This is a genomic window from Streptomyces parvus (assembly GCF_032121415.1).
In the GTDB taxonomy this organism is placed as follows: domain Bacteria; phylum Actinomycetota; class Actinomycetes; order Streptomycetales; family Streptomycetaceae; genus Streptomyces; species Streptomyces globisporus_A.
In genome coordinates, this window is record NZ_CP135079.1 from 1,263,096 (window position 1) to 1,275,929 (window position 12,834).

13 protein-coding genes and 1 riboswitch are annotated in these 12,834 nt (G+C 73.2%); of the genes, 6 read left to right on the top strand and 7 right to left on the bottom strand.

Annotation, left to right across the window (positions count from 1 at the left end):
- Positions 1–38 precede the first annotated feature (38 nt).
- A complete protein-coding gene (locus RNL97_RS06790; RefSeq protein WP_030586446.1) occupies positions 39–509 on the bottom strand; it encodes an Asp23/Gls24 family envelope stress response protein in 471 nt (156 codons plus the stop codon).
- Positions 510–602: 93 nt separating this feature from the next.
- Here RNL97_RS06790 and RNL97_RS06795 point away from each other — a divergent pair, with 93 nt between their 5' ends.
- Positions 603–1,430, top strand: coding sequence for a hypothetical protein (locus RNL97_RS06795; protein ID WP_313750476.1), 828 nt, complete (start codon positions 603–605; stop codon positions 1,428–1,430).
- Between the two features lie 62 nt (positions 1,431–1,492).
- On the opposite strand, the gene RNL97_RS06800 is transcribed toward RNL97_RS06795, so the two are convergent.
- From RNL97_RS06800 to RNL97_RS06810, 3 genes are all read right to left on the bottom strand, one after another.
- Positions 1,493–2,284, bottom strand: a complete 792-nt coding sequence (locus tag RNL97_RS06800) for an enoyl-CoA hydratase/isomerase family protein (RefSeq protein WP_030586452.1) — start codon at positions 2,282–2,284, stop codon at positions 1,493–1,495.
- A 144-nt stretch (positions 2,285–2,428) separates the two neighbouring features.
- On the bottom strand, positions 2,429–2,650 hold the full coding sequence (locus tag RNL97_RS06805; protein WP_006123601.1) for a helix-turn-helix domain-containing protein: 222 nt from the start codon (positions 2,648–2,650) through the stop codon (positions 2,429–2,431).
- 342 nt (positions 2,651–2,992) lie between these two features.
- Entirely contained in the window at positions 2,993–4,591 is a 1,599-nt protein-coding gene (locus RNL97_RS06810; RefSeq protein WP_030586455.1) for an ABC-F family ATP-binding cassette domain-containing protein, read from the bottom strand.
- A gap of 204 nt (positions 4,592–4,795) precedes the next feature.
- Here RNL97_RS06810 and ypfJ point away from each other — a divergent pair, with 204 nt between their 5' ends.
- A complete protein-coding gene (gene ypfJ / locus RNL97_RS06815) occupies positions 4,796–5,686 on the top strand; it encodes a KPN_02809 family neutral zinc metallopeptidase (protein ID WP_030586458.1) in 891 nt (296 codons plus the stop codon).
- A 116-nt stretch (positions 5,687–5,802) separates the two neighbouring features.
- Positions 5,803–6,216, top strand: coding sequence for a VOC family protein (locus RNL97_RS06820; protein ID WP_030586461.1), 414 nt, complete (start codon positions 5,803–5,805; stop codon positions 6,214–6,216).
- 24 nt (positions 6,217–6,240) lie between these two features.
- Here RNL97_RS06820 and RNL97_RS06825 read toward each other — a convergent pair whose 3' ends face one another.
- The 3 genes from RNL97_RS06825 to RNL97_RS06835 all read right to left on the bottom strand — a co-directional run bounded on the left by RNL97_RS06825 (position 6,241) and on the right by RNL97_RS06835 (position 9,634).
- Positions 6,241–7,584, bottom strand: a complete 1,344-nt coding sequence (locus RNL97_RS06825) for a hypothetical protein (protein ID WP_030586463.1) — start codon at positions 7,582–7,584, stop codon at positions 6,241–6,243.
- 184 nt (positions 7,585–7,768) lie between these two features.
- Positions 7,769–8,896, bottom strand: a complete 1,128-nt coding sequence (locus RNL97_RS06830) for an alpha/beta hydrolase (protein WP_313750478.1) — start codon at positions 8,894–8,896, stop codon at positions 7,769–7,771.
- A 78-nt stretch (positions 8,897–8,974) separates the two neighbouring features.
- The gene (locus RNL97_RS06835) at positions 8,975–9,634 is read right to left on the bottom strand and encodes a class II aldolase/adducin family protein (RefSeq protein WP_030586469.1); all 660 of its coding nucleotides are present in this window, start codon (positions 9,632–9,634) and stop codon (positions 8,975–8,977) included.
- A gap of 277 nt (positions 9,635–9,911) precedes the next feature.
- Between RNL97_RS06835 and RNL97_RS06840 the strand changes: the two genes are divergently transcribed.
- The 3 genes from RNL97_RS06840 to RNL97_RS06850 all read left to right on the top strand — a co-directional run bounded on the left by RNL97_RS06840 (position 9,912) and on the right by RNL97_RS06850 (position 12,796).
- On the top strand, positions 9,912–11,165 hold the full coding sequence (locus RNL97_RS06840; protein ID WP_030586472.1) for an inorganic phosphate transporter: 1,254 nt from the start codon (positions 9,912–9,914) through the stop codon (positions 11,163–11,165).
- Positions 11,166–11,177: 12 nt separating this feature from the next.
- Positions 11,178–11,408, top strand: coding sequence for a hypothetical protein (locus tag RNL97_RS06845; protein WP_030586475.1), 231 nt, complete (start codon positions 11,178–11,180; stop codon positions 11,406–11,408).
- A 150-nt stretch (positions 11,409–11,558) separates the two neighbouring features.
- Positions 11,559–11,690, top strand: a riboswitch (cobalamin riboswitch).
- Between the two features lie 125 nt (positions 11,691–11,815).
- The gene (locus tag RNL97_RS06850) at positions 11,816–12,796 is read left to right on the top strand and encodes a cobalamin biosynthesis protein (RefSeq protein ID WP_030586478.1); all 981 of its coding nucleotides are present in this window, start codon (positions 11,816–11,818) and stop codon (positions 12,794–12,796) included.
- Positions 12,797–12,834: the final 38 nt, after the last annotated feature.

Here is a 12,834-nt window from a genome sequence, read left to right on the forward strand (position 1 = left end):
TCTCTCCTCAACTGCCGTGCGATGGAGGTGTGAAAGGGCTACTGGACCCGCTGCTCGGTCTCGTCGTCGTCGTCCTCCTCGTCGGGCAGCTTGACGTCGCTGACCGCGATGTTGACCTCGACGACCTCGAGACCGGTCATACGCTCCACCGCGGCGATGACGTTCTCGCGGACATCGCGGGCCACGTCGGCGATGGACACGCCGTAGTCGACGACGATCTCCAGGTCGAGGGCCGCCTGGGACTCGCCGACCTCCGCCTTCACGCCGCGGGTGACGGACTTGCCGCCGCCGGGGACCCGGTCGCGGACCGCACCGAACGTCCGCGACAGGCCGCTGCCCATGGCGTGGACGCCGACGACATCGCGTGCCGCCATTCCGGCGATCTTCTCGACGACACCGTCGGCGATGGTGGTACGGCCCCGGGTCCCGGGGTCACCGCCGCCGCGCTTGCCGAGGGACTTGTCGCCCGGACCGCCGGTGGGGTTGTTGTGCTGGGAACTCTCAGTCATCGCCGCTCTTCCCTTCGGGACGGGGTGGGACTTCCTCGCCCACGTTAAGTGCGCTTTCCCCATCCCGCGCCGTGGATACGGCAGGCTGGGGCAATGACAACGACGCGGGGCCCGCGGAGGGCCGACGGATGGACCGCTGGAGTACGGGAACGGCTGGGCCTGGGCAGGCTGCTGCCGCTGGGCGGCCCGGCGGACGGCGTGTGGATCGCGGAGACAGCTGCCGCGTCGGTGCTGCGCGGGGCGGCGGCCCGTCCCGGGGCGGTGCTCGGGGTGCTGCGGATCGGCCTGGCGGAGGAAGCGGTGGCGGAAGGTTCGGTGACGGCCGCGGGGGCCGGGGACGGGCGCGACGGTCCGCAGGCTCCGGCGGACCGGGGAGGCCCCACAGCGCCGCCGGCTCCGCCGAGCGCGCTGCCGCCGGGACCGCTGCGGATCGCGGCGGAGTTTTCGGCGGCCCCGGACCGGCCGCTGCCGGACACCGCTGCGGCCCTGCGCGCGGCGCTCCTCGCCGCCGCCGCGGCCCGGTTGGGCCTGGAGATCACCGAGGTGGACCTGACGGTGACGGCATTGCTGGAGGACGGTACGTCCGATCAGGTGACCGCGTCCGCGGCCGCACCGCCCGCCCGGGTCGCGGAGCCGGAGGGTCCGGTGGCGGCGGCGGCAGCCGGGGCGCCGGGCGTCGTCGCGCTGACCCGGGTCCTCGGCAGCCCGGTGCACACCGCGCGGGACCACGTACGGGTGGAGGTGGCGACGGCCGGGAACCACAGGGCGCTGGATGTCGCCCGATCGGTGCGTACGGCGGTGGCGGCGGCCACGGAGGAACGGCTGCCGGTGTCGGTGCTGGTCACGGACGTGGTGGGGCCGGGCCCGGCCGACGTGTCACAGCCTCCGGGGGCGGAGCCCGGCCGGGGCACCACCGTGTGACGGCCTCCGGCGGCAAGCCGGACACCGTGTGAGGGCCGCCGTTCGCAGACCCTGGTGGGGTGTCAGTCCGTGATGCCCGCCAGGTCGCGGAGCCGGCGGCCCTGGGCGGCCCGCTCGGCGACGCGCTGCTGCTCGTAGTCGCGGGAGAGCGCGCCGGCGAGGAGGGCCTTGGTCTCGACGACGGCGTCGCGGGGCGCCGCCAGCAGGGCCCCGGCGAGGTCGCGGGCCGCCGCGTCGAGCTGGTCGGCGGGGACCACGAGGTTGGCCAGGCCGGTGCGCTCGGCCTCCTCGGCGTGGACGAAGCGACCCGTGGCGCAGATTTCGAGCGCGCGGGCATACCCCACGAGGTTCACCAGGGGGTGGGTGCCCGTGAGGTCGGGCACGAGACCGAGGCTGGTCTCACGCATGGCGAACTGCACGTCCTCGGCGACGATCCGCAGATCGCAGGCGAGGGCGAGCTGGAAGCCGGCGCCGATGGCGTGGCCCTGGACCGTCGCTATCGAGACGAGGTCGTTGCGGCGCCACCAGGTGAACGCCTCCTGGTACTCGGCGATGGTCGCGTCGAGTTCGGCCTCCGGGCCGCGCGCCATGTCGAGGAACGACGGCTCGCCGTCGAAGCCTTCGGGGGTGAAGGCCTGCCGGTCGAGTCCCGCGGAGAAGGACGCGCCCTCGCCGCGGAGCACCACGACCCGCACCGTGCCGGGCAGCGCCCGTCCGGCCTCGGTCAACGCCCGCCACAGAGCGGGAGACTGAGCGTTGCGCTTGGCCGGGTTGGTGAGCGTCACCGTGGCGACGGCATCGTCGACGGTGAGCCGTACGCCGTCCTTGTCGAGCACAGTGTCGAGCGAGGTCATGGGGCGCCTCCGGATGGGGTGCAGTCAGCACTCGGTAGTAAGTGACTGAACAGTAACCACCCGGACGACCTTGCGGTCAGCCGGGTGGCCACCCCGAAATCCGTCGGTCCCGAATGACGCCGACGACGCCGAAATTCTGAGGCCTCAGGCCGAAGCGGCCTTCTTGCCCCGTGTCGCGCCGCCGCGTCCCCGCAGCGTCACTCCGGACTCGCTGAGCATCCGGTGGACGAACCCGTAGGAGCGGCCGGTTTCCTCGGCCAGCGCCCTGATGCTCGCACCGGAGTCGTACTTCTTCTTCAGGTCTGCCGCGAGCTTGTCACGCGCGGCGCCGGTAACCCGGCTGCCCTTCTTCAGAGTCTCGGCCACCCGTGCCTCCTCATGGGAAGTGCGCTCTGGACTTCTCATGATCACCCCTCCCGCGCTTCCTGGCCACCCATTCGGCAAGGTCGGTGCGAGCGGTTTCCCTGACGAAAGGCGCGTCGACACGAGCGGAATCCCCGATTCCCGCGGGCGCACGAGGACGTACGGCCCTGACCGTCCGGAGAACCGGCAGGTCAGGGCCGTACGGGGAGGAGCACCCGGAAAAGGGGCGCGCGACGGATGAGCGCCGGGCGCACCACCGGAGTACGAGACGCCCTCACGCAGATGACGGATCACGCGTAGGCCGAATGATCTATCCCCGGTGGATCGGGCAGGGGCCCCGATGGATCAGGCGAGGGCGACGAGGTCGCGGTAGTCCGCTCCCCAGAGGTCCTCGACACCGTCCGGAAGCAGGATGATCCGCTCCGGCTGGAGCGCCTCGACGGCGCCCTCGTCGTGGGTGACGAGGACGACGGCGCCCTTGTAGGTGCGCAGCGCGCCGAGGATCTCCTCGCGGCTGGCGGGGTCGAGGTTGTTCGTCGGCTCGTCGAGCAGGAGCACGTTGGCGGAGGAGACGACCAGGGTCGCGAGCGCGAGCCGGGTCTTCTCGCCGCCGGAGAGGACGCCCGCGGGCTTGTCGACGTCGTCGCCGGAGAAGAGGAAGGAGCCGAGCGTCTTGCGGACCTCGACGAGGTCGAGGTCGGGGGCGGCGGAGCGCATGTTCTCCAGGACCGTGCGCTCCGGGTCGAGGGTCTCGTGCTCCTGGGCGTAGTAGCCGAGCTTGAGGCCGTGTCCCTGGATGACCTCGCCGGTGTCGGGCTCCTCCGCACCGCCGAGCAGGCGCAGCAGCGTGGTCTTGCCGGCACCGTTGAGGCCGAGGATGACGACGCGGGAGCCCTTGTCGATGGCGAGGTCGACGTCGGTGAAGATCTCCAGCGAGCCGTACGACTTGGACAGGCCCTCGGCCATCAGCGGGGTCTTGCCGCAGGGGGCGGGCTCGGGGAAGCGGAGCTTGGCGACCTTGTCGGAGACCCGGACCGCCTCCAGGCCCGCCAGCAGCCGGTCGGCGCGCTTGGCCATGTTCTGGGCGGCGACGGTCTTGGTGGCCTTGGCGCGCATCTTGTCGGCCTGCGAGTTGAGGGCGGCGGCCTTCTTCTCGGCGTTCTGGCGCTCGCGCTTGCGGCGCTTCTCGTCGGCCTCGCGCTGCTGCTGGTAGAGCTTCCAGCCCATGTTGTAGATGTCGATCTGGGAGCGGTTGGCGTCGAGGTAGAACACCTTGTTGACGACCGTCTCGACCAGTTCGACGTCGTGGGAGATCACGACGAAGCCGCCGCGGTAGGTCTTGAGGTAGTCGCGCAGCCAGACGATGGAGTCGGCGTCGAGGTGGTTGGTCGGCTCGTCCAGGAGCAGGGTGTCGGCGTCCGAGAAGAGGATCCGGGCCAGCTCGACGCGGCGGCGCTGACCGCCGGAGAGCGTGTGCAGGGGCTGGCCGAGGACCCGGTCGGGCAGGTTGAGCGCGGCGGCGATGGTGGCGGCCTCGGCCTCGGCGGCGTACCCGCCCTTGGTGAGGAACTCCGTCTCCAGGCGCTCGTACTTCTTCATCGCCTTCTCGCGGGTGGCGCCCTTGCCGTTCGCCATCCGGTCCTCGTTCTCGTGCATCTTGCGCAGGATCTCGTCGAGACCCCGGGCGGAGAGGATGCGGTCGCGGGCGAGGACGTCGAGGTCGCCGGTGCGCGGGTCCTGCGGGAGGTAGCCCACCTCGCCGGACTTGGTGATGGTGCCGGCGGCGGGGGTGCCTTCGCCCGCGAGGCACTTGGTGAGGGTGGTCTTGCCCGCTCCGTTGCGGCCGACGAGGCCGATGCGGTCGCCCTTGGCGATACGGAAGGAAGCGGATTCGATGAGGATGCGGGCGCCGGCGCGCAGCTCGATGCCGGAAGCGGTGATCACGGGAAAAAACTCCAGGGCAGTCAGGACGGCGGAGGGACGAGGGCGGAGGTCTCTCGACGCCGCTAATGCACAAGGAGGTAGGCCATACGGCCATTCTACTGGCGGTGCGCAACTGCTTTTCCGCGTGCCCGGTGGGACGAACCGTCCGATACTCGGCCCAGGGCGGCACGGCGTCGCCCGCCCGATCCCGAGGGTGGTGCGACCGTGCAGTTCGACGACGACGCCGATCTGGACACCTCCGAGGTCCAGGACGTGCGCGGCAGCCGGATCCCGGGCGGGCGGGCCACCGTGGGCGGCGGCATCGCCGGGGTGATCGCCCTGATCCTGGGGCTGCTCTTCGGTGTCGGCCCCGATCAGCTCGGGCTCTCCTCCGACGGCGCGGATCCGGTGGCGACCGTCTCGTCGGCCGGGCAGGTGCAGGAGAGCTGTCTGAAGGGGCAGGACGCGAACAGCCGGGAGGACTGCCGGACGGTGGCGGTGGTCAACAGCGTGCAGGACTTCTGGCGGCTGGAGTTCCAGCGGCGGGGCGCCACGTACGCGGAGGCCCGGACGGTCCTGTTCAGTCGGCAGGTGGGCACCGCCTGCGGGACCGCCACCTCGGCGGTCGGGCCGTTCTACTGCCCCGGCGACCGGAAAGTCTATCTGGACCTCGGGTTCTTCGAGGACCTGCGGACGAAGTTCGGCTCCAGCGGCGGCCCGTTCGCGCAGGCGTACGTGGTGGCGCACGAGTACGGCCACCATGTGCAGAACCTGATGGGCACGCTGGGCCGGTCGCGGGACGGGCGGCAGGGCGAGAACAGCAACGCGGTGAAGGTCGAGCTGCAGGCCGACTGCTACGCCGGCGTCTGGGCGCACCACGCCACGACGACGCCGGACGAGTCGACCGGCCGGCCGCTGATCACCGAGCTGACCCGGGCGGACGTCCGCGACGGCCTGGACGCGGCGGCGGCGGTCGGCGACGACCGGATCCAGGAGCGGTACCAGGGCCGGGTCACCCCGGAGTCGTGGACGCACGGTTCGGCCGCGCAGCGGCAGCAGTGGTTCTCCACCGGGTTCCGCACGGGCGACATGGAGCGGTGCGACACGTTCGCCTGATCCGGACAGCGGGTCCGGGACAGCGGGTCCGGGACGGCCTGCCGTTGTCAGCGCCTGATGGAAGACTGAGACGCAGATCACACCGGACGGTGTGAACGACAGGAGAGGTGAGTGGCATGGCGGGCGCGGCGAGCGGGGTCCCGACGATCTACCCGACGATCCTCTACGACGACGCGAGGGCGGCGATCAGGACGCTGACACTGGGGCTCGGCTTCACCGAGGAGGCGGTGTACGAGGGCGAGAACGGCAGTGTGCTGCATGCCGAGCTGTCCCTGGGCAACGGCAGGGTGATGCTCGGTTCCAAGGGGCGCGAGGGCGTGTTCGCGCGGGCGATGGCGGGCGCGGGGCCGGCGGGGGTGTACGTGGTGGTCGACGAGGTGGACGAGCACTGCGCCCGGGCCAGGGAGTTCGGCGTGGAGATCCTGATGGAGCCGACCGACCAGGACTACGGCTCCCGGGACTACATGGCGCGGGACGCCGAGGGCAATGTGTGGAGCTTCGGGACGTACGCCCCGGGGTCCGCCGGCTGAGCGGAGGCCCCGGGGCGCTCGGGATCAGACTCCTCCGGTGTGCACCTGGAAGGCGGCCCGGCGGACCGCCTTGGCCAGGGCCGGGTCCGGGTGGGCCGCGGCCAGGGCGACCAGGACCTGGACGGTGCGGGGGTGGCCGACGGCCCTGACCTCGTCGAGGAGGGCCGGGACGGTGCCCTGGACTGCGGAGTCGAGGTGGCGCACCAGCAGTCCGGTCTCGCCGTGGTCGGCTACGGCGGCGGCCGTGTCGACCCAGAGCCAGGTGGCCTCCTCGCGGCTGAGGACGTCCTGGGCGTCGTCGGGGTCGTTGCCCTCGTACTCGGCGAGCCAGAGCAGCGCGTAGGGGCGCAGCGAGGGTTCGGCCAGCACGGCGCGGACCTCGGGTTCGGCGGGGGCGCCGACGACGCGCAGGGCCTCGAAGGCCAGTCCGCGCAGCAGCGCGTCCTCACCCCGGGCGACGGCGAGCAGTTCGGCGACGGCGCTGCCGACGGTGCGGGCGGCGAGCCAGGCGCGGTATTCGTCGCGGGCCGGCCCCGGGGTGAGCCGGGCGCAGCCGAGGAGCATGTCGGCGGCGGACTGTTCGATGTTTCCGGCCGGGCTCTGGGCGGCGACGCAGATCTGTTCCAGCTTGACCCAGACCGCCCAGTTGCCGAGCGGGGTGAGCGTGGCGTGCCCTTTGCCGAGGGTCAGCGCTCCGACGGCGGCGAGGCCCTCCAGGGCCCAGTCGAGCAGCAGGGCGTTGAGGTCGGCGCTCGGGGCGGGTCCGGCGGTGGCGGAGGCCCGGTCGGCGGCCGTCTCCGCCGGGGCGGCGGACGCGGTTCTGCCGGGTCCCAGGGGCACTTCGCAGCGCTCCTCATGGAGTTCGGCGACGCGCTGGCCGAGGAGGTCCAGCAGGGCCGGGACGGTGACGGGGCCCGCCGAGAGCTGGAGGAGGGAGAGCACCTGGGGCACGGCCTCGACGGCTTCGGCGACCGCGCCCGCCTCGATGCCCTCGGGTGCGGCGTGGACGAGCGACCAGGCGTCGAAGAGCGCGACCCAGCCGCGCAGCACGGCGGAGTCGTCCCGGTCCCAGGCGCGCAGCCGCCAGCCGGGGCGGGCGGTGTCGCCGTGGAGTTCGACGAGTCCGGCCAGCCGGGCCCGGTCCCAGCCGGCACGGACCTGCGCCGGGGAGAGCTCCAGGGCGGTGGCCGCCCGTTCGAGGGCGTGGGCCGCGAGCGGGGCGGCGGTGCCCGGCCCCGGGGTGCCGGCCGCCCAGTGGGCGATGCGCACGGCGTCGGCGAGCACCGCCCTGGCCTGGCGGGCCAGTTCCGCGCGGGGCGGGGTGCCCTCGGGGGGCCGGGGAGCCGGCCTGGTGCGCCGGGTGGTCACGGCCTTGCGGGCGGTGGCAAGGGGTCGCGGGCGGACAAGTCGCAGCCTGGAGTCGCGCGGAGTACGGGACGTCACGGGAGCAGTCTTGCCCCTGACGGCCCGAAAGCCCAAACGGAAGCCGTTTCACCGGTACGTGAAAGGTTCCCCGCGCGCGGCGGCAAGGGGGAGAGTTCACCCCATCGGCTCACATCAGGGGGGTGAGGAAGCGTCGCAGGGTCTCCTCGTAGCGGGCCGGGGCGGCGTTCCACATCGACGCATGCGGAGCCTGCGGTACGGCGTGCAGGCTGACCAGATCCGCGCGGCGGGCGGCGAGTTCGCGGGAGGGGCCCCACGGGGCGATCGTGTCGTCGGGGCCGTGCAGGATCAGGGTCGGGGTACGCAGGGAGGCCGGTACGGAGGTCTTCAGCACCGGGGTGGCGCCCATCTGGGTGCGGCCCTGGGCGGCGCGGACGGCGAGCGGCAGCAGGGCGGCCGGGACGCCGCGGGCGGCGGCCAGGGCGCGCAGGGTGACCGGCCAGTCCAGGACCGGGGAGTCGAGGACGATGCCGCTGATCCGGTCGCGGAGCGGGGATTCGACGGCGGCGTACAGGGCCATGGTGGCGCCGGTGGACCAGCCGTGGACGATCACGTTCCGGGCGCCGTACCGCAGGGCGTGGCGGACGGCCGCGTCGAGGTCGCGCCACTCGGAGGCGCCGAAGTGGCCGAGGCCGTCGGCGGGGCGGGGGGCTCCGGGGTCGCCGCGGTAGGCGAGGTCGAGCACGGGGAAGCCCTGCTGGTGCAGGAACCCCATGAGGTTCATGGGGTGGGCCCGGGTGGTGCCGAGGCCGTGCGCGGTGATGATCCAGGTGTCGCGCGTGCCGGGGACGTACCAGGCGGGGAGGGCACCGAGCTCGCCGGGGATCTCGACCTCCTGGTGGTCGAGGCCGAGGTCGCAGCCGGGGTCGCCGCCGTAAAGGGCGGGGGTGAGCCGGACCTTCACGCCCGGTTCGAGGATCCCCTGGCCGACCCTCTCCAGCCTGCGGACGACGGTGTCGGCGCCTTCGGAGGCCCCTTCGACGACGGGGCCGACGACCGCGTGGACCCCGGGTCCGGCGAGGCCCCAGGTGCCGGGCCGGAGCGCCGAGAGGGAACGGGTGAGGGTGACCTGCCCGGCCGCGGTGGCGTGCACGGTGAGTCTGCGGTCGGCGGGGAGGGGACGTCGGGGCGTCGCCTTGAGGGCGGCGGCGCTGGCGTACCGGCCGGCCGCGACCGCTGCCGCGCCGACGCCGAGGATCGAGGTGACGGCCGCTGCCGTCGCGGTTACCGGGCGCACCGCTTCAGTCTCGCGGGGCGGGAGCCGGGCTGCCAGCGGGCGGGGGCCGTCCGGGGGCGGACCCCGGCCCGCCCCCGGTCAGCCGCGCTGGCCGTATCCCTTCAGGGCCTCGGTCACCTCGGCCAGCTGGGCGGTGGAGAGCAGGGCCGGGGTGCGGCCGGGCACCGAGCTCGCGGTGAGCCAGAGGCGGCACAGCCACTCCAGTTGGGCGGTGCGGTCGTAGGCCTGGTCGAGCGTGCCGCCGTAGGTGACGGTGCCGTGGTTGGCGAGCAGGCACCCGGTGCGGTCCCGGAGGGCCTCCAGCATGGCGTCGGCCAGCTCCGGGGTGCCGTAGCGCGCGTAGGCGGCGGTGCGGACGGGGCCGCCGAGGATGGCCGCCGCGTAGTGCACGAGCGGGACCTCGGCGACGAGGGTGGAGACGGCGGTGGCGTGCACGGCGTGGGTGTGGACCACGGCGGCGGCGTCGGTGGAGCGGTAGACCGCCAGGTGGAGGGGGAGTTCGCTGGTCGGCCCCAGGTCCCCGAGGACCTGGCGTCCTTCCAGGTCGACGCCGACCGCGTCCCCGGGCCCGAGCCGGTCGTAGGGCACCCCGCTGGGCGTCACCAGGACGAGGTCGCCCACGCGGGCGGAGACGTTGCCGGAGGTGCCGACGACGAGGCCGTCCGCCGCGCTCCGGCGGGCCGTGTCGACGACGTCCTGCCAGACCTGGCGGACGGATTCCGGCTGCTGCTCGCTCATGGGGCGAGCGTAGGGGGGAAGGCGCGCAACCGGAACGTCACCCGGGGAGTGACGGGGATCTCTTCAGGGTGCCGAACGGCCGTTCAAAATGTTCGCCAACGGGCGGCAAAGGGCAGCCCACGCCGCGCCCCTCCGGCCTCGGACAACCCCACCCGCACACAAGCGGAAGCACTGGGCTCCGCTTGGGGTCACCGTAGCGCCCTGCCCAGTTCATCTTCCGTTCACCCAGGTTGCCTACGGTCCACGAGCCACTGACGTCGAACGATTGCCTGGGTAAATGGAACACATCACGCTGCTGCTTGCGATTGTGGTCGTAACAGCTCTCGTGTTCGATTTCACGAACGGTTTCCACGACACCGCCAACGCGATGGCGACCACCATCTCGACCGGCGCACTGAAGCCCAAGACAGCGGTGGCCATGTCCGCCGTTCTCAACCTGATCGGCGCGTTCCTGTCGGTGGAGGTCGCCAAGACGATCTCCGGCGGGATTGTCAACGAGGACGGCCTCAGAACCGAGGTCATCTTCGCGGCGCTCGTCGGCGCCATCCTGTGGAATCTGCTGACCTGGCTGCTGGGGCTGCCTTCCAGCTCCTCCCACGCCCTGTTCGGCGGTCTGATCGGCGCCGCGGTCATGTCGGCCGGCTGGTCCTCGATCAACGGCGGCACCGTCGTCACCAAGGTGCTGCTCCCCGCGATCGCCGCCCCGCTGGTCGCCGGCATCGCCGCGATGCTGGCCACCCGGCTGACGTACCGGATCAACCGGAACGTCACCGACCCGAACCAACTGAAGTCGACCGCCAAGGGCTACCGGGCCGGGCAGATCGCCTCCGCCGGTCTCGTCTCGCTCGCCCACGGCACCAACGACGCCCAGAAGACGATGGGCATCATCACCCTCGCCCTGGTCACCAGCGGTGTCCTGGCCCCCGGTTCCAACCCGCCGCTGTGGGTCATCGTCTCCGCCGGTGTCGCCATCGCGCTCGGCACCTACCTCGGTGGCTGGCGCATCATCCGCACCATGGGCAAGGGCCTGACCGACCTCCGGCCGCCGCAGGGCTTCGCCGCCCAGACCAGTGCGGCGACCGTCATCCTGGCCTCCTCGCACCTCGGCTTCTCGCTCTCCACCACGCAGTCCTGCTCCGGCGCCGTGATGGGCGCGGGCCTCGGCCGCAAGGGCGGCGTGGTCCGCTGGTCCACCGCCACCCGGATGTTCGTCGCCTGGGGTCTGACGCTGCCGGCGGCGGGTCTGGTCGGCGCCGCCGCCGAGTTCCTGACCAAGCAGGGCACGTGGGGCATCGCCGTCACCGCGATCCTGCTCGTCGGCGGCTCCTTCGCGATCTGGCTGGCCTCGCGCCGCCAGCCCGTGGACCACACCAACGTCAACGACGCGGACGGCGACGAGCCCCAGGGCATCGTCACCACGGCCATCGCCGCGGTCCAGCCGCCGCCCGTCGGGGTCCCGGCCGCCGACCTCATCACCACCATCCCGGCCTCGGCTCCCGACGACCCGGCCCGGCCGCCGGCCAAGGTGTAAGGAAAGATCCGCATGAAAATCGACTGGGCAGCTCTCGCCTCCGTCTTCGGTGTCAGCCTCGTGGTCACCGTCGCGCTGGTCGGCCTCTTCACCCTGGGCATCGTCGCCCTCTCCAAGCAGTCCGCGACGGCCGGAGGCAGCGCCTCCGGCGGATCGGTCGCGCTGGCCCGCACCGGTGCGTACGCCTGCTTCGGGCTCTGCGTGGCGGCGGTCTCGTACGGGATCTATCTGATCGTCGCCTGACCCCGTACCCCGCACTCCCCCGGGCCGGACACACCCTCGTGTGTCCGGCCCGATGTGCGTCCGCCCACAGTGGAGCCCCGCAGGTCAACAGCGAGTTGACGGCTGTTCTCGGGGCGTGGTGGACTGCCTGAGCCATTTACGGCGACAGCAGAGGAAGCCGGTGTGAATCCGGCGCGGTCCCGCCACTGTCACCGGGGAGCACTCCCCCACACCGGACGTCACGGCTCGCGGTACGCGGGCTGGAAGGCCGGGGGAACTGCGGATCCGGGAGCCAGGAGACTCTCGTCGCCGGTCACGTCGAACCAGGGCGCGGACCCTGAGTGAGGACCTACGCCATGCCCGGCCGCCGTGCGCCGCTTCCTGTCCCCCTCCGTGTCGGAACGCCTCTTTCCGCGACGGGCTGAGCCGTGCGTGCCGACCGTGTCTTCGCGTACGGCGCCACGGCCGGGCTGATCGCCGACGCGCTGCTCGGCGATCCCCGCCGGGGCCACCCCGTCGCCGGATTCGGCCGCGCCGCGGCGCGGGTCGAGTCCCTGTTGTGGCGCGACGACCGCGGCCGGGGCGCGCTGCACACCCTGGTGTGCGCCGGAGGCGCCGTGGGGGCCGCCGCGCTGACCGCCCGCGCCGTAGGGGGACGCCCCGCGCTCGCCGTCACGCTGACCGCCGCCACCGTCTGGTCCGTCGTCGGCGGTACGTCGCTGGGCCGGGAGGCCCGCGCCATCGGGGGCGCGCTGGCCGCCGGGGACCTGGAGGTGGCCCGGGAGCGGCTGCCGCATCTGTGCGGGCGCGATCCGCACGCGCTGGACGGGCCGGGGATCGCCCGCGCGGTCGTGGAGTCGGTCGCCGAGAACACCTCGGACGCCGTCGTCGGTGCGCTGGTGTGGGGGGCGATCGGCGGAGTGCCGGGGCTGGTCGGGTTCCGGGCGGTGAACACGCTGGACGCGATGGTCGGCCACAAGTCGCCCCGCCACCGCCGCTACGGCTGGGCCTCGGCCCGCCTGGACGACGTGGCCGGCTGGCCGGGCGCCCGGCTGACGGCCGCGCTGGCCGTGGTCGGCGGCGGGCGGCCCGCGGAGGCCGTACGCGCCTGGAGGGCGGACGCGCACCGCCACCCGAGTCCGAACGCGGGACCCGTGGAGGCCGCGTTCGCGGGGGCGCTCGGCGTAAGGCTGGGCGGCACGCTCGCGTACGCGGGGCGCGTCGAGCACCGGCCGGTGCTGAACGGGGCGGCCGGGCGGGACGTGCGGGGCGCGGACATCGAGCGCGCGGTGCGGTTGTCGCGCCGGGTGAGCGCGCTGGCCCTGGGGGTGTGCGTGGCGGGCCGGTTGGCTGCGGGCCGCCTGGCCGCGCGGCGGTCGGTCGCGGGGCGGAAGCGGGGTCGGGCATGAGCGGTACGGCAGGGAACGGTATAGCGGGGAGCAGTACG